At 74.3% G+C, this 15000-nt stretch carries 13 protein-coding genes; 7 read left to right on the top strand and 6 right to left on the bottom strand.

Annotation, left to right across the window (positions count from 1 at the left end):
• Positions 1-7: 7 nt before the first annotated feature.
• Positions 8-1633 (top strand): fatty-acid--CoA ligase FadD1, encoded by a 1626-nt coding sequence (gene fadD1, locus ACERUN_RS01565; protein WP_370287803.1) that lies wholly within the window; start codon positions 8-10, stop codon positions 1631-1633.
• 71 nt (positions 1634-1704) lie between these two features.
• On the opposite strand, the gene ACERUN_RS01560 is transcribed toward fadD1, so the two are convergent.
• The gene (locus tag ACERUN_RS01560) at positions 1705-2538 is read right to left on the bottom strand and encodes a sulfite exporter TauE/SafE family protein (RefSeq protein ID WP_370287802.1); all 834 of its coding nucleotides are present in this window, start codon (positions 2536-2538) and stop codon (positions 1705-1707) included.
• Between the two features lie 90 nt (positions 2539-2628).
• Here ACERUN_RS01560 and ACERUN_RS01555 point away from each other — a divergent pair, with 90 nt between their 5' ends.
• The 4 genes from ACERUN_RS01555 (at position 2629) to ACERUN_RS01540 (ending at position 5294) form a co-directional block, all read left to right on the top strand.
• Positions 2629-3051 (top strand): VOC family protein, encoded by a 423-nt coding sequence (locus ACERUN_RS01555; RefSeq protein WP_370287801.1) that lies wholly within the window; start codon positions 2629-2631, stop codon positions 3049-3051.
• Between the two features lie 85 nt (positions 3052-3136).
• Positions 3137-3856, top strand: coding sequence for a GTP cyclohydrolase II (gene ribA, locus ACERUN_RS01550; protein ID WP_370287800.1), 720 nt, complete (start codon positions 3137-3139; stop codon positions 3854-3856).
• 3 nt (positions 3857-3859) lie between these two features.
• Positions 3860-4765 carry a dioxygenase gene (locus ACERUN_RS01545; RefSeq protein WP_370287799.1) on the top strand — a complete coding sequence of 302 codons (906 nt, stop codon included), beginning with the start codon at positions 3860-3862 and terminating at the stop codon, positions 4763-4765.
• A gap of 34 nt (positions 4766-4799) precedes the next feature.
• Positions 4800-5294 (top strand): MarR family winged helix-turn-helix transcriptional regulator, encoded by a 495-nt coding sequence (locus ACERUN_RS01540; protein WP_370287797.1) that lies wholly within the window; start codon positions 4800-4802, stop codon positions 5292-5294.
• A gap of 195 nt (positions 5295-5489) precedes the next feature.
• On the opposite strand, the gene ACERUN_RS01535 is transcribed toward ACERUN_RS01540, so the two are convergent.
• Both ACERUN_RS01535 and ACERUN_RS01530 read right to left on the bottom strand, forming a co-directional pair.
• Positions 5490-6476: an LLM class flavin-dependent oxidoreductase gene (locus ACERUN_RS01535; protein ID WP_370287796.1), complete on the bottom strand. Its 987-nt coding sequence runs from the start codon at positions 6474-6476 to the stop codon at positions 5490-5492.
• A 274-nt stretch (positions 6477-6750) separates the two neighbouring features.
• Positions 6751-8283, bottom strand: coding sequence for an AMP-binding protein (locus ACERUN_RS01530; protein WP_370287794.1), 1533 nt, complete (start codon positions 8281-8283; stop codon positions 6751-6753).
• A 126-nt stretch (positions 8284-8409) separates the two neighbouring features.
• Here ACERUN_RS01530 and ACERUN_RS01525 point away from each other — a divergent pair, with 126 nt between their 5' ends.
• Positions 8410-8835 (top strand): hypothetical protein, encoded by a 426-nt coding sequence (locus tag ACERUN_RS01525; protein ID WP_370287793.1) that lies wholly within the window; start codon positions 8410-8412, stop codon positions 8833-8835.
• A 108-nt stretch (positions 8836-8943) separates the two neighbouring features.
• Here ACERUN_RS01525 and cofC read toward each other — a convergent pair whose 3' ends face one another.
• The 3 genes from cofC to ACERUN_RS01510 are packed head-to-tail and all read right to left on the bottom strand — an operon-like array spanning position 8944 to position 12507.
• Entirely contained in the window at positions 8944-9642 is a 699-nt protein-coding gene (cofC, locus tag ACERUN_RS01520; RefSeq protein WP_370287791.1) for a 2-phospho-L-lactate guanylyltransferase, read from the bottom strand.
• Between the two features lie 22 nt (positions 9643-9664).
• Positions 9665-11752, bottom strand: coding sequence for an EthD family reductase (locus ACERUN_RS01515; protein ID WP_370287790.1), 2088 nt, complete (start codon positions 11750-11752; stop codon positions 9665-9667).
• Positions 11749-12507, bottom strand: coding sequence for a response regulator (locus ACERUN_RS01510; RefSeq protein ID WP_370287789.1), 759 nt, complete (start codon positions 12505-12507; stop codon positions 11749-11751). The genes ACERUN_RS01515 and ACERUN_RS01510 overlap by 4 nt, the downstream gene beginning before the upstream one ends.
• Positions 12508-12619: 112 nt before the next feature.
• Here ACERUN_RS01510 and cofH point away from each other — a divergent pair, with 112 nt between their 5' ends.
• Complete coding sequence (cofH, locus tag ACERUN_RS01505; protein ID WP_370287788.1) at positions 12620-14974, top strand: 5-amino-6-(D-ribitylamino)uracil--L-tyrosine 4-hydroxyphenyl transferase CofH; 2355 nt, start codon at positions 12620-12622, stop codon at positions 14972-14974.
• Positions 14975-15000: the final 26 nt, after the last annotated feature.

The raw sequence follows: 15000 nt of genomic DNA, 5'->3' as shown, positions 1-15000 counted from the left end.
CCGGTCGATGGCGGAGCACGTGCGCGACCTGCTGCTCGCCCGGCGCGAGGACGACGGCGTCGCCCTGCGTCACGGCGAGCGGACCTGGACCTGGCGCGAGCACCTCGCACGGGCGTCGTCACAGGCCTCGGCCTTGCTGGGGCTGCTGGACCCGCCCGACTCCGACCCGGCCGAGGGTGGGCGCCCGCCCCACGTCGCGGCGCTGCTGGGCAACACCCCGGCGATGCTCGAGGCGATGGCCGGGGCCGCGCTGGGCGGCTACGTGCTGGCCGGGATCAACACCACGCGTCGCGGCGCCGGGCTGGTGGGCGACGTCGTCAAGGCGCGGGCGCAGGTGCTGCTGGTCGACGCCGAGCACGCGCCGCTGCTGGCCGGCCTCGAGGACGACCTGGCGGGCGCCGGCGTGCGGGTGGTCGTCGTGGACGGTGCCGACGGCGCCGAGTGGGAGGCGCTGCAGGCCGCGGCGCCGACGCTGGCCCCGCGCGGGGAGGTGGGCGCGTTCGACACCTTCATGATGATCTTCACCTCCGGCACCAGCGGCGACCCCAAGGCCGTGCAGATGGCGCACCTGATGGTCGTGCTCTCGGGGGCCACGCTCACCGACCGCTTCGCGATCACCGGCGACGACGTCTGCTACCTCTCGATGCCGTTGTTCCACTCCAACGCGGTGCTGGCCGGCTGGTCGGTCGCGATCACCAGCGGCGCCACGATGGTGCCGGCGCGGTTCTCGGCCTCGGGGTTCCTCGAGGACCTGCGCCGCTACGGCGTCACCTACCTCAACTACGTCGGCAAGCCGCTGGCCTACGTGCTCGCCACCCCCGAGGCCCCCGACGACGCCGACAACCCGCTGCGGGTGGCGTTCGGCAACGAGGCCAGCGACCGCGACATCGCGGACTTCGCGCGCCGCTTCGGCTGCGAGGTCTGGGACGGGTTCGGGTCCACGGAGTCGGCGGTGATCATCACCCGCGAGCCCGGCACCCCGCTCGGGTCGATCGGCAAGGGCTTCCCCGGCGTCGCGATCTACGACCCCGAGACCGTCACCGAGTGCCCGGTCGCGCGCTTCGACGAGCACGGCGCCCTGCTCAACGCCGCCGAGGCGGTGGGCGAGCTGGTCAACACCGAGGGTGCGGGCTACTTCCAGGGCTACTACAACGACGACGCCGCCAACGCCGAGCGGATGCGCCACGGCATGTACTGGAGCGGCGACCTCGCCTACCGCGACGCCGACGGCTGGATCTACCTCGCCGGCCGCACCGCCGACTGGATGCGCGTGGACGGCGAGAACCTCGCCGCGGCCCCCATCGAGCGGGTGCTGATGCGCCTGCCCGAGGTGAGCCAGGCGGCCGTGTACGCCGTGCCCGACGAGGCCGTCGGCGACCAGGTGATGGCCGCGGTGGTGCTGGTGGACGGCGCCGAGCTGACGCCGTCGGAGTGGGAGGACTTCCTGGCCGCCCAGTCCGACCTGTCCCCGAAGGCCTGGCCCCGCTACGTCCGCCTGGCCCCCTCCCTGCCCGCCACCGCCACCAACAAGGTCCTCAAGCGCGAGCTCATCGCCCAGGGCCCCACCCCCGGCGACGGCGTCCTGTGGGTCCGGGAGCCGCGCGGCCGCTCCTACGCCGTCGGCGCGGGGTAGCGGTCTCCCCTCGTACCAAGCAATCGGCAGACGAAATCGTCGATTCGGCCTGCCGATTGCTTGGTACGACGTCAACCCCGGTGACCCTCGGCGGACCGGGAGCGGCGGTCCCGGGCCCCGGTGAGGCCGCGGCGCACGAAGCGCAGCGCGACGACGACGAGCAGGGCCGCGAACCCGAGCCGCAGGAGGTCGACCGGCAGGGCGTGGGCCAGGGCGACGCCGAGGGCGGCGCCGGGGACCGCAAGCACCCCCAGGCGGGCGGCGGTGGCGTGCTCGAGGTTGCCGTAGCGGTGCTGGCGCCACGCCCCGAGCACGGCCGCGGGCAGGATCGCGAGCAGCGAGGTCGCCTCGGCGGCGACGTGGTCGAGCCCGAGCACGTAGACCAGGGCCGGCACGAACACCAGACCGCCACCGACGCCGAGCAGCCCGGAGAGCACGCCGGCCATGACGCCGAGGGCGATCGCGGCCGCCACGAGCGGGGCGGTGAGGGCGGGGGCGGCGCCGGACTCCTCGCCCGGCACGAGCACGAGGGTGGCGGCCACGGCGAGCATGAGCACGCCGAACAGCCCGGCCACGACGTGCAGCGGCAGCCGCTGCTGCACCGCCGTGCCGAGCAGCACCCCGCCCAGCGCCGGCACGCCGAGCAGCAGTCCCTGCCAGGGGTGCAGCGTGCCGTAGGGGACCTGCGCGAGGGCCGCGGCGGCGGAGATCACCGCGATCGCGCCCAGCGAGGTGCTGGTGGCACGGCGCTCGTCGAGGCCGAGCCAGGCGATGAGCAGGGGCACCATCACCAGTCCGCCGCCCACCCCGAACAGGCCGCTGAACACGCCGGCCAGGGTGCCGATCGCCGCCACCACCACGACGTCGGGCGGCCGACGGAGCAGGGCGCGGGCGTCGTCGGGCACCCCTGCAGTGTGGCCGAGCACGCCGCCGCAGGTGGCACCACCGCCGTTGCGGGGGAGCCGTCCTCGGCCGGAGAGGCGCAGGATGGGGGGATGCCCATCGCGACCGCCGCCGTCCACCACGTCCGCCTCACCGTCCGGGACCTCGCGGCCTCGCGCCGCTTCTACGACACGCTGTTCGGCTGGGACGTCGCCTACGAGCTGCCCGCCGACGCCGACGAGGCCACCCGGGAGCAGCTGTGGTTCCTGTTCGGCGGCGTCATCTACGCCACGCCGTGGGGGCTGTTCGGGCTGCGTCCGGTGGCAGCCGGGGAGGACGCGTTCTCCGAGGACCGGGTGGGGCTGGACCACCTCGCGCTGGGGGTGCCCAGCCGCGACGACCTCGAGGCGGCGGCCGTGCTGCTGGCCGAGCTCGGGGCGCCCCACGAGGAGATCAAGGACATCGGGGCGGCCTGGCTGCTGGAGTTCCGCGATCCCGACGGTATCGCGCTGGAGCTCGCCGCCCCGAAGGCCTGAGCATCGGATCCCGACTGACACTTGAATCTTGAAATGACAGGGCGTACTGTCATTTCAAGATTCAAACGTTGATCGGAGTCCGCCCATGACCGCCTGTGCGTCCCACCTGTCCGCCGTGCCCGACCTCGCCCGCCCCACGCCCGGGACCGACGCCGGGATCCGTGCCCGCGTGCGGGTGCCGCTGCGGTTCGTCGACGGCTACGAGACCGTCGGCGACGTCGTCACCTTCGACGGGCTGGTCGACGGGCGCGAGCACCTGCTGATCGGTCTCGGCGACTGGGAGGGCGCGCTCGCCACGGCCCGCGCCGGCGGCACCGCGCCGCTGGTGCGGCCGCACAGCGAGTGCCTCACCGGCGACGTGCTCGGCTCGCTGCGCTGCGACTGCGGGCCGCAGCTGCGCGAGGCCGCCGAGCGCATCACCGAGGCCGGCGGGTTCCTGCTCTACCTGCGCCAGGAGGGGCGCGGCATCGGGCTGTACGCCAAGCTCGACGCCTACGCCCTCCAGGACGCGGGCCTCGACACCTACGAGGCCAACCGCGCCCTCGGCCGCGCCGACGACGAGCGCGACTACCGCGCCGCCGCCCAGATGCTGCACGCCGTGGGGGCACGCCGGATCCGGCTGCTGAGCAACAATCCCGACAAGGCCGCCCAGCTCGCCGACGCCGGCGTCGTCGTCGCCGAGCGGGTGCCGACCGGCGTGCACGCCTCGGCGTTCAACGCCGGCTACCTGCGCACCAAGCGCGACCACACCGCGCACACCCTCGACCTGCCCGACCTCTCGCCCGACCTGTCCCAGGGAGCCTGACCGATGTCGCTGATCTACGGTGCCGCCACCACCGCGGCCGCCGACGCCACGATCCCGGCGTCGCACCCCTTCGCCGGCCACCTGCGGCGCGCCGCCGACCTCGCCGCCGCCACCCCCCACCGCCGGTGGGTCGAGGGCGACGAGCCGCTGCCGGCGCTCTACCTCTCCCACGGCGCGCCCCCGACCTTCGAGGACGCCGCCTGGATGCGCCAGCTGCACGACTGGGCGCAGGCGCTGCCGCGGCCGCGCTCGATCCTGATCGTGAGCGCGCACTGGGAGTCCGACCAGCTCGGCATCACCAGCACCGTGCCCACCGAGCTGGTCTACGACTTCGGCGGCTTCGCGCCGATGTACTACCAGATGCGCTACGACACCCCTGACAACACCGGCCTCGCCGCCCAGCTGCTCTCGGTGCTGCCCGACACCCAGCGCGTCTTCGAGCACCGCAACCGGGGCCTGGACCACGGCGCCTGGCTGCCGCTGAAGGTGATGTACCCCGAGGGCGACATCCCGGTGCTGCAGCTCTCGATGCCCACCCACGACCCCGCCGCGCTCTTCGCGATCGGCGAGCGGCTGCGGGCCCTGCGGGCCGAGGGCGTGCTGGTGATCGGCTCGGGCTTCATGACCCACGGCCTGCCCTACCTCGACTGGTCGCGCCCCGACGTCGTGCCCGGCTGGTCGGCGGAGTTCGACGCGTGGGCGGCCAGCGCGCTCTCGCGCGGCGACGTCGCGCTGCTGCAGGACTACCGCGCCAAGGCGCCGGGCCTGCCCTACGCCCACCCGACCGTGGAGCACTTCACGCCGCTGTTCGTCACCCTCGGTGCGGCCACCGACCCCACCGTCGCGCCCACCATGGCGATCGAGGGGTACGCAATGGGGCTGTCCAAGCGGTCGCTGCAGGTGGCCTGAGCCCGGGGACGACGACGTGCGCGATGCTGGGGCGGTGAGCGAGCAGGAGCCGCGGTGGCTCGACGAGGCCGAGATGACGGCGTGGCTGGCGCTGGTCGGCGTCGTCTACCGGCTGCCGCAGGCGCTGGACCGGCAGCTGCGCGCCGAGGCCGGCATCAGCCACGCCTACTACTCGATGCTCGCCACGCTCTCCGACGCCCCCGAGCGCACCCTGTCGATGGGCGACCTCGCCCGCGCCACCGGCACCAGCGCCTCGCGGCTCAGCCACGCCGTCGGGTCGCTGGAGGAGCGCGGCTGGGTGCGGCGTCGTCCGTGCCCCACCAACCGGCGCATCCAGTACGCCACCCTCACCGACGCCGGCTTCGCCGTGCTCGCCGACCTCGCCCCCCAGCACCTGGCCGAGGTGCGGCGCCGCGTCTTCGACCACCTCACCCCCGCCCAGGTCGCGGCTCTGGCCGACGCCGCCGCCGCCATCGGCGCCGGCCTCGCCGACATCGGCCCCGCCCCCGGGGCCGCCGCGGCGGGCTGAGGGCGCGACGGTTTGCTCGGTTGGCCGAGCAAACCGTCGGTTTCGGGGCCGACGAGACGCGTGAAGCGACAGTTTGCTCGGCTGACCGAGCAAACTGTCCCCCCGACGAGACCGTGCCGACCACCGCGGGTGCGGTGATCGGCACGGTCGGAGGCGCCAGCGGGCGCCGGGGATGGCTGGGGTGGCCGGGTGGGATCAGGCGGCGAGGACCTTGGGCATGATCTCCTCGTGCAGCTGGCGCAGGTCCTCCAGCGTCTTGCTCACCGGCACGTCGGCGAACGGCGGCCACAGCAGCGGCATCGTGAGGCCGGCGTCCTTGTAGCGGATGAGCATCTCGGTGATCTGGTCGGCGGTGCCGACGAGGATGTTCGACACCTTGCGGTTGTCGGTCTGGTCGGTGGGCTCGTCGGTGATGGTGAACCAGATCATCGAGCACATCTCGAGGTCGTCGATCGACTTGCCGAGGGCGTCGAGCTCGTCGGCGATGGCGGTGCGCCACTCGGTGAGCTCGCGCGGGGTGTCCTGGATGCCGATCCAGCCCTTGAGGCCGTGCTTCGCCACGCGGTTGGCCGAGCGCTTGGGGTCCTTGAGACCGGAGAAGTAGATCGGGGGACCGGGCTGCTGGATCGGGTTCCAGCCGAAGCCGGAGGGACCGAAGTCGGCGAACTCGCCGTGGTACTCGAAGGTCTCGTTGGCCCAGATGCCCTGGCAGATCTCGATGGTCTCCCGGACGTGGGCGTGACGACGCTTGAACAGGTGGCTCGCGCTCGCGGCGGCGAACTCCTCGGGCATCCAGCCCGCGCCGACGCCGACGTTGAGCCGGCCGTCGGAGAGGTGGTCGATGGTCGCGCACTCGGCGGCGAACACGCCCGGCGAGCGGTAGGGGGTGTCGGTGATGCTCATCCCGATGCGCACCTTCGAGGTGCGGGCCGCCAGCCACGGCAGCAGCGGCCAGCCCTGGAACCACTTGCCCTTCGACTCCACCGGCATCTGCAGCGGGAACTGGTCCATCATGCCGAACGGGTACTCCATCTCCGCGCGGTCGGAGGCCTCGGGGACGATGATCCGGTCCAGCGTCCACACGGAGTCGAAGTCCAGCTCCTCCGCCAGGTCGGTCAGGTCCGAGAGCTCCTGGACCGTGACGTGGTTGCGGAAGGTGGGCAGGTACAGGGCGAGTTTCATGGCGCTGATCTCTCCTCGGTGAGCGGATGGCCGACGTGTGATCCATGACACAACCGCCGCTCCGCGAGCCGCAAGGGAGCGGGCCCTCATGGGTTTCACAACGTTTCGGGGCCCGCGTTGAGGACGCCGCAAGCCGCCCCGGCCCACGGTGGTCGGTGGGTCGCCGTTCCCCGTCGTCACAAGCATTCGGCAGGCGAAATCACCGAGAGCGGATGCCGAATGCTTGTGACGACGTCCCCCCGGCGACCACGGGCGGCCGGTGAGGGGGAAGGGGTCAGCCGAGGCGGGTGCGGAGCTCGCGCTTGAGGACCTTGCCGTAGGAGTTGGTGGGGAGGGCGTCGAGGAGGTGGTACTCCCTGGGGCGCTTGAAGCGGGCGATGCGGGCCAGGCAGGTCTCGTCGAGGTCGGCGTGCGACGGCGGGGCGTCGGCGTCGGCGGGCACCACGAAGGCCACCACCGACTCGCCCCACTCCGCGTCCGGGCGACCCACCACCGCCACGGCCGCGACGCCGGGATGGTGCAGCAGGGCCTCCTCGACCTCGCGGGGGTAGATGTTCATGCCGCCGCTGATGATCAGGTCCTTGGAGCGGTCGCGCAGGGTGAGGAAGCCGTCCTCGTCCATCGAGCCGATGTCGCCTGTGTGCAGCCAGCCCTCGCGCAGCGTCTCCGCGCTGGCCTCGGGCCGGTTCCAGTACCCGGCCATCACGACGTCGCCGCGCACGAGGATCTCCCCGGGCTCGCCGGGTGGCAGCTCGACGCCGTCGTCGTCGACCACGCGCACCTCGACGTCGGTGCGCGGGAAGCCGACGCTCGCCATCCGCTCCCGCCAGCGGGGGTGGGCGACGTCGGCGTGGTCGGCGCGGGACAGGCCGGTGATCGTCATCGGCGTCTCGCCCTGGCCGTAGATCTGCGCGAGCCGCGGCCCGAACACCGCCAGGGCTGCCTCGAGGTCGGTGAGGTACATCGGCGCGCCGCCGTAGATGATCGTCGCCAGCCCGCCCAGGCCCTCCGGCCCGACGGCGACCAGCGCGGGGTCGGCGGCCAGCCGCTTGACCATGATCGGGGCGGCGAAGAACGACAATCCCGGCCAGGCGTCGAGCAGGTCCAGCAGCTCGGGACCGTCGACGCCGTCGCGCGGGAACACGCTCACCGCCCCGCGGGCCACGTGGGGCAGGCCGTAGAGGCCCGAGCCGTGCGAGAGCGGCGCGGCGTGCAGCACGCCTTGGTCGGGACCGATCGCGTCGATGTCGGCGAAGTAGCTCATCGCGCACATCAGCAGGTTGCGGTGGGTGAGCGTCGCGCCCTTGGGCCTGCCGGTGGTGCCGGAGGTGTAGAAGAGCCAGGCGGGGTCGTCGCCCGCCCGCTCGGTCATCGGCATCGGTGCATGGGCGGTCAGCGCCTCCCACGCCGGCCCGGGGGCGATCAGCACCGCCTCCAGCGAGGCGACGTCGTGCACCAGCGGCGCGACGTCGTCGGCGTGCTCGGCGTCGGTGACCACCAGCCGGGCGCCGGCGTCGTCGACGATGTAGGCGATCTCCTCGCGGTGCAGTCGGGCGTTCACCGGCACCGCCACGAGCCCCGCGTGCCAGGCGCCGAACTGGGCGATGAGGTACTCGGGCCGGTTGCTCATCACCAGCGCCACCCGGTCGCCCGGCACCAGACCGTGCACCTGCCGCAGCGCCGCCGCCACGGCCGCGACCTGCTCGGCGAACCCGGCCCACGTCGCGCGCACGTCCCTCCCGTGCGCGAGCGCGGGCCGGTCGCCGAACCGGCGGCCGTTGCGGAGGATCCACGAGGCGAGGTTCATACCCGCCAACGTCCGACGTCGTCGCGGGCGCGGTCAAGCGGGTCGGGTCAGCGTTGAGGAACGCGTGAGGAAGCGCCCCTAGGCTCGCGGCTCAGACGTTGTCGACGGGGCAAGGGAGCCGTGCTGATGAGACTCGACGCCGAGCAGGGACTGGCCAAGTTGGAGGCGCAGGTGCACGGCATCTTCGCCACCACCCACCCCACCCGCGGCCCCGACCCGCAGCCGGTGGTCTACGCCATCCACGACGGTCACGTCGGGGTGCCGATCGACTCCGTGAAGCCGAAGAAGTCGACCCGGCTCCAGCGCGAGGACAACCTCGACGCCGACCCCCGCGGCGCGCTGCTCATCGACCTCTGGGACGGCGAGGACTGGTCGCGGCTGTGGTGGGTGCGCGCCGACACCGAGCACGTGCCCGACCCCGCCCCGGCGCTGGTCGAGGCGCTGGCCGACAAGCTGGCCGGCACCGTGCCTCAGTACGCCGACAAGCCCTTCCACCGCGTGCTGGTGTGTCGGATCGTGCGGGTCACCGGCTGGGCGGCCGCCGAGGCCTGAGGTTTCCGGTTGCAACGAGCGAAATGTGCACAGCGGACCGTGCATCCCACGGCCCGCCCTGCACATTTCGCTAGTTGCAACGTCCCCCGGCGACCACGGGCGGCCCGGTCAGGCGGACTCGTGCAGCGGGACGCCGACCAACCCGAGCGCCCCGACGACGCCGGCGGTGTGCACGCCCAGCCCGAGGTCGGCGGCGGAGCGCAGGTCGGCGAGTGTGTCGAGGTCGTGGCGGGCGCGGGTGGGGGCGAGTGCGAGTGGGAAGACGCCGTCGTCGGCGTGCCGCTGGGCGGAGTCGGCGCCGTAGTAGGTGGGCCCCAGCCAGGCCGGCGGCAGGGCGAGCAGGGTCGTGCCGGTGGCCGAGCGGTCGGGCACGAACGACCGCCCCCGTCCGGCGGCGAGGTCGAGCACCTCGACGACGTCGGTCGGGCGCAGGCAGGGCAGGTCGCCGGGCACGACGACGACGCCGAGGTCGGGCCGCCACGACCGCGCGGCGAGCAGGCCGGTGTGCACGGCGGCGCGCAGGCCCACGCCGGCCTCGGCCACCACCCGCACCCCGGCGGCGCGGGGGTGCAGGGCGGCCAGCCGGGCCGCCACGACGGCGTCGCTGCTCACGACCAGCACCCCGCGCACCGCGGGGGTGTCGACCAGGGCCGCGACGGTGTCGAGGGCGACGGCGAGCGCCACCGACTCCCGCATCCGCTCCGGCAGCGTCAGGCGCGTCTTGGCGCGCGCCAGCCGCTTGACGGGCACCACGGCGAGCACGGGCGCGGGCCCGTGCTCGGTGGTGGCGGGAGTGATCGTGGTCATGTCGTGCCCAGGCTAGGGAAGCTCAGCGGTAGGTGGTGGAGGGGCCCATCATGAGATCGACGCCGGCGCCCGCGAAGTTCGCCAGGTCGGCCACCGCCGCCGCGCCCTCGGGCCCGGACAGGGCGGCGCCGAGCGCGTCGGCGTCGTCGAAGGTCAGCTGGGCGATGAAGTAGTACGCCGGCGCCGAGCCGTCGGGCGCCGGGCCGGGGTGGGTGCCGGTGAAGGAGCGCAGCCCGGGCAGCGCGAGTCCGAGGCCCGCGTGCACGTCGGCGTAGTGCCGATCGAAGGCGGCGGGGTCCTCGGGGCGGTGGTAGCAGGCGAACAGCGTGGCGGTCATGGGCGGAACCTTCCGAGCGGTCGGTGCGCGGTCTGCGCGATCTGGGTGGTTCGGGTCAGGCCTGGGCAGCCGCAGCTGCAGGGTGGTGCCGTCGGGGCCGGTGGCGACGAGGGTGAGTTCTCCGCCCATGGCGGTCGTCAGGCCGTGGGCGAGCCCGAGCCCCAGCCCGACGCCGTCGGGGGCGCCGTGGGCGAAGGGGGTGAACAGCCGCGGCAGCAGGTCGGGCGGGATGCCGGGGCCGTCGTCGGCGACGGTGAGCACCACGCCGTCGGCCTCGTCGTCGGTCGTCCCCGCGACCCGCTCCCCGGTGATGCGGACCGTGCCGCCGGCCCGGCCGTGGCGAATGGCGTTGCCGGCGAGGTTGAGCAGCACCTGGCGCAGCCGGCGTCGGTCGGCGAGCACGCGTGCACGGCAGCCAGACACGTCGGTGACCAGCGTGACCGCACGCCGCTCGGCCTCGGCCGAGAGCAGGTCGAGGGCCTCCGCGACCACCTCGCCCACCGGCACCGGCTCGAGCGCGAGGCGCAGGGCGCCGGCCTCGAGGCGGCTGAGGTCGAGCACGTCGGTGAGCAGGTCCATCACGTGCGTGGCGGCGGCGCCGATGTGGTCGAGCGCCTGGCGCCGGCGGCCCTCGTCGAGGTCGATGGTGCCGAGCAGCTCGGCGAACCCCACGATCGCCTGGATGGGCGTGCGCGCCTCGTGGCCGATGGCGGCGAGCAGCTCGGACTTGGCGTGGGAGAGCTCCTCGGCGGTGCGGCGCGCGGTCTCGGCCTCCAGCCGGGCCCGGCGGTCGCGCTCGGCCGCCCGGCGCTCGGTGAGGTCCAGGACGTTGACGAGGTACTGCGCCGCCTCGCCGCGCCCGACGCCGTCGAGCAGCGACACCGTGACCTCCACGGCCACCCGGGGCTCGTCGCTGGGGCGGTGCAGGTCGGCCTCCACCACCAGCGGGCCGTCGTGCGGTGCGTCGAGCAGGGCGTCGAGCAGGGCGTCGAGGAGGTCGTCCCAGGGGGCGCCGACCGGGGTGATCCACCGCGAGATCGGGACGCCGACCAGCGCCTCGGCGTCGTCGCCGGAGAGCGCCACCAGGGCGGCGTTGGCGGTGGCGAGGGTGCGATCGGGGGCGAGCACCGCCATGCCGAGGGAGTTGTCGTCGAAGCTGCGGCGGAACCGCTCCTCGCTCGCCCGCAGCGCCCCCACCAGCCCGGCGTGCCCGATGGCCACGGCGGCGAGGTGGGTGAAGCGTTCGGTGAGCCGCTGGTCGCGCAGCGTGGGGGTGTAGGGGTGCGGGTGGTAGACGGCGAAGGTGCCGACCGGCAGGCCGTCGGGGCCCTCGATGGGCGTCGACCAGCAGGCGCGCAGCCCGGCGGCGTCGGCGGCGTCGCGGAAGTCGGCCCAGCGCGGGTCCTCCCGCACGTCGCTCACGACGACGACGCGGTTGAGCGCCGCGGCCGTGCCGCACGCCCCCGCGCCGTCGCGGACGCGCAGCCCGTCGATGGCGGCGACGTAATCGGCCGGCAGCCGGGGCGCGGCGCCGTGGTGGAGGGTGCGGTGCTCGCGGTCGAGCAGCAGGACCGAGCAGCGCGCCTGCGGCATCAGCTGCTCCAGGGAGGACAGGATCTCGGTGAGCACCACCTGCAGCGGGGCGGTGCCGGCGATCAGCTCGAGCACCGCGGTCTGGCGCTGCAGCAGGTACTCGGTCTCGACCTGGTCGTGCTTGACCATGCGGTGCGCGGCGAGCGAGGCGACCTCGCCGCCCCCAGCGCCCGGCGTCACGGGCTGTCCATCAGCTGGTAGCCGACCCCGCGCACGGTGCGCAGCAACGTGGGCTGGGAGGGTTCGGCCTCCAGCTTGAGCCGCAGCCGGTGGACGTGCTCGGTCACGGTGGCCTCGCCGAGCCAGTCGGAGGAGGAGTTCCACACCCGCTCCAGCAGCTGGCTGCGGGTGAACACGTGGCGCGGGTGGGTGGCGAGGAAGACGAGCAGGTCGAACTCCTTGGGCGTGAGGTCGACGTCGTCCGCGCCCACCTGCACGCGCCGGCTGGTGGGCTCGATGCGCACCCGGCCGACGGTGATGACCTCGCCCACGAGCTCGGGGGAGGTGCGGCGCAGCACCGAGCGGATCCGGGCCGCCAGCTCGCCGGGGCTGAAGGGCTTGACGAGGTAGTCGTCGGCGCCGAGGTCGAGCCCCACGATCCGGTCGGTCTCGCCGTTGCGGCCCGAGAGCACGATGACGGGCAGGTCGGCGCGGCCGGCCTGGCCGTGGCGCACCGAGCGCAGCACGTCGAGCCCGCCCAGGCCGGGCAGGCCCAGGTCGAGCACCACCAGGGCGGGGCGGTCGTCGACGATGCGGCGCAGCGAGCTCGGCCCGTCCTCGGCCTCGACGACGCGGAAGCCGGCGTCGTCGAGCTGCCAGCGCACGACGGTGCGGATGGCGGCGTCGTCGTCGACCACGAGCACCAGCGGCGCGCTGGGGTCGACCACCCGCGGTGCAGCGGGCGGGGTGGAGGGCGTGACGGCGGGCGCGGCCATATGTGAGGGGTATCACATCGTGCCGACACTCTCCCAGGGGTCCGCGGGTGCGTTGTCGCGGCGTTGAGCGGGCGTTGGCCCCCGGGTGAGACCCGCGTCACACAGTGGGGCCATGGAGGACCAGCCCACCCACCTGCTCGCGCTGCCCACCGCCGAGCTGCTCGCCCGTGCCGCGGCCGTGCGCGACGCCGCGTTCGGCACCCGCGTGACGTACTCGCCCAAGGTGTTCGTCCCGCTCACCACGCTGTGCCGCGACCGGTGCGGCTACTGCACGTTCGCGGAGTCGCCGAGCCGGGCGGCGCCCTACCTGACGCCGCCGCAGGTGCTCGCGATCGCCGAGCAGGGCACGGCGGCGGGCTGCCACGAGGCGCTGTTCACCCTCGGCGAGGCGCCCGAGGCGCGCTACCCCGAGGCGGCCGACTGGCTCACCGAGCACGGCTACACCTCCACCATCGACTACCTCGCCGCGATGGCGGCGCTGGTCCTGGAGGAGACCGGGCTGCTGCCCCACGCCAACGCCGGGGCGATCGGTCGCGCCGACCTCGCCGAGCTGCGCGGGGTGTGCCCGAGCCAGGGGATGATGCTGGAGAGCCTGCGGCCCGACCTGCCGGCCCACCGCGGCGCCCCGGACAAGGACCCCGCGCGGCGGCTGGTCACCCTCGACTTCGCGGGACGACTCGCGATCCCGTTCACCACCGGGATCCTGGTGGGCATCGGGGAGACCGAGGCCGACCGGCTCGAGGCGCTGCTCGCGATCGCCGACGCGCACGCCCGGCACGGGCACGTGCAGGAGGTGATCGTCCAGAACTTCCTGCCCAAGGCCGGCACGGCGATGCGCGACGCCGCCCCCTGCCCGCCGGAGGCGCACCTGAGGGCCCTGGCGCTGGCGCGGCTCGTGCTGCCGCGCGAGGTGCACCTGCAGGCCCCGCCCAACCTGTCGGATCCCGCATGGCTGGGCGGGCTGCTGGCCGCCGGCGTCGACGACTGGGGCGGGGTCAGTCCGGTGACCGCCGACCACGTGAACCCCGAGCGTCCGTGGCCGTCGCTGGAGGTGCTGCGCGCGGCCACCGAGGCGGCCGGGCACAGCCTCGCCCCGCGGCTCACCGTGCATCCCGCGTGGGCCGCCGACCCCGGCCGCTGGCTCGACCCCGACCTGCGCTTCCCCGTCCTCGACCGCGCCGACGCCGAGCTGCTCGCGCGCGACGACCCCGGCGCGCTATGGCCCGAGCGGCACCGCGACGCTGCCAACGTCGGCACCGGGGCCGAGGTCGTGCAGATCGGACGCCGCTCCACCGCGTGGTTCTCCGGCGCTGGCGTCGACCCTGCCCCGCTGCTCACCCCGGCCCGCCCGGTGGCGGGGCGGGTGCGGGAGGTGCTCGACGGCGTCCTGGCCGGGCAGGACCCGCAAGCCGAGGAGCTGGAGGCCCTGTTCGCCGCCCGCGGGCCGGAGGTCGTGGCGGTGGCGCAGGCGGCGGACGAGGTGCGGCGTCGCGTCGTCGGCGAGGAGGTCACCTACGTCGTGAACCGCAACATCAACTACGCCAACGTCTGCACCTACAAGTGCACCTTCTGCGGGTTCTCCAAGGGACCGCTCTCGCTCAACCTGCGCGGCAAGCCCTACCTGCTCACCCTCGACGACGTCGCCGACCGCGCGGCCGAGGCGGTCGCCCTCGGTGCCACCGAGGTGTGCCTGCAGGGTGGCATCCACCCCACCTTCGACGGCGACTTCTACGTCGACGTCACCCGCGCCGTCGCCGAGCGGGTGCCGGGGCTGCACATCCACGGCTTCACGGCCCTGGAGGTGCTCGAGGGCGCGCGGCGGCTGGGGGAGTCGCTCGAGCAGTACCTCGTGCGGCTGCGCGACGCCGGCCTGCGCTCGCTGCCCGGCACGGCCGCGGAGATCCTCGACGACGAGATCCGGGCCGTGCTGTGCCCCGACAAGGTCACCACCGAGGAGTGGCTGCACGTGCACCGCACCGCCCACGGCATCGGGCTGCGCTCCAACATCACGATGATGTTCGGCACCGTGGAGCACCCGCGGCACTGGGTGCGGCACCTGCTGCGCACCCGCGCCCTGCAGCGCGAGACCGGCGGGTTCACCGAGTTCGTCGGGCTGCCGTTCGTGCACATGGCCGCCCCGATCTACCTCAAGCGGGGCTCGCGTCGCGGCCCCACCTGGCGCGAGACGCTGCTCGTGCACGCCGTCGCCCGGCTCGCCTACGGCGCCGACGTGCCCCACGTCCAGGCCTCCTGGGTGAAGCTCGGCCGCGCCGGCGCCCGCCAGCTGCTCGACGCCGGCGTCGACGACCTCGGCGGCACGCTCATGGACGAGAACATCTCCCGTGCCGCCGGGGCCGCCCACGGGCAGTCGCTCACGCCGTCCGACCTCGCCGCGCGGGCCGCGGACGCCGGCCGCCCGCTGCGCCAGCGCACCACGCTGTACGGGGTGGTGCCGGCCGTCGCGTGACGGCGCTCGCTCCTAGGCTCCGCAAC

Source organism: Nocardioides sp. (assembly GCF_964229035.1).
GTDB lineage: Bacteria > Actinomycetota > Actinomycetes > Propionibacteriales > Nocardioidaceae > Nocardioides.
This window is presented reverse-complemented; position numbering and strand designations above follow the sequence as displayed.

Bases quoted from the DNA above. Each gene is read 5' to 3' on its own strand.
- ACERUN_RS01535 (WP_370287796.1), bottom strand. From the start codon at position 6,476: ATGAAACTCGCCCTGTACCTGCCCACCTTCCGCAACCACGTCACGGTC.
- ribA (WP_370287800.1), top strand. From the start codon at position 3,137: ATGACCGCCTGTGCGTCCCACCTGTCCGCCGTGCCCGACCTCGCCCGC.
- fadD1 (WP_370287803.1), top strand. From the start codon at position 8: ATGGCGGAGCACGTGCGCGACCTGCTGCTCGCCCGGCGCGAGGACGAC.
- cofC (WP_370287791.1), bottom strand. From the start codon at position 9,642: ATGACCACGATCACTCCCGCCACCACCGAGCACGGGCCCGCGCCCGTG.
- ACERUN_RS01530 (WP_370287794.1), bottom strand. From the start codon at position 8,283: ATGAACCTCGCCTCGTGGATCCTCCGCAACGGCCGCCGGTTCGGCGAC.
- ACERUN_RS01555 (WP_370287801.1), top strand. From the start codon at position 2,629: ATGCCCATCGCGACCGCCGCCGTCCACCACGTCCGCCTCACCGTCCGG.
- ACERUN_RS01525 (WP_370287793.1), top strand. From the start codon at position 8,410: ATGAGACTCGACGCCGAGCAGGGACTGGCCAAGTTGGAGGCGCAGGTG.
- ACERUN_RS01510 (WP_370287789.1), bottom strand. From the start codon at position 12,507: ATGGCCGCGCCCGCCGTCACGCCCTCCACCCCGCCCGCTGCACCGCGG.
- ACERUN_RS01545 (WP_370287799.1), top strand. From the start codon at position 3,860: ATGTCGCTGATCTACGGTGCCGCCACCACCGCGGCCGCCGACGCCACG.
- cofH (WP_370287788.1), top strand. From the start codon at position 12,620: ATGGAGGACCAGCCCACCCACCTGCTCGCGCTGCCCACCGCCGAGCTG.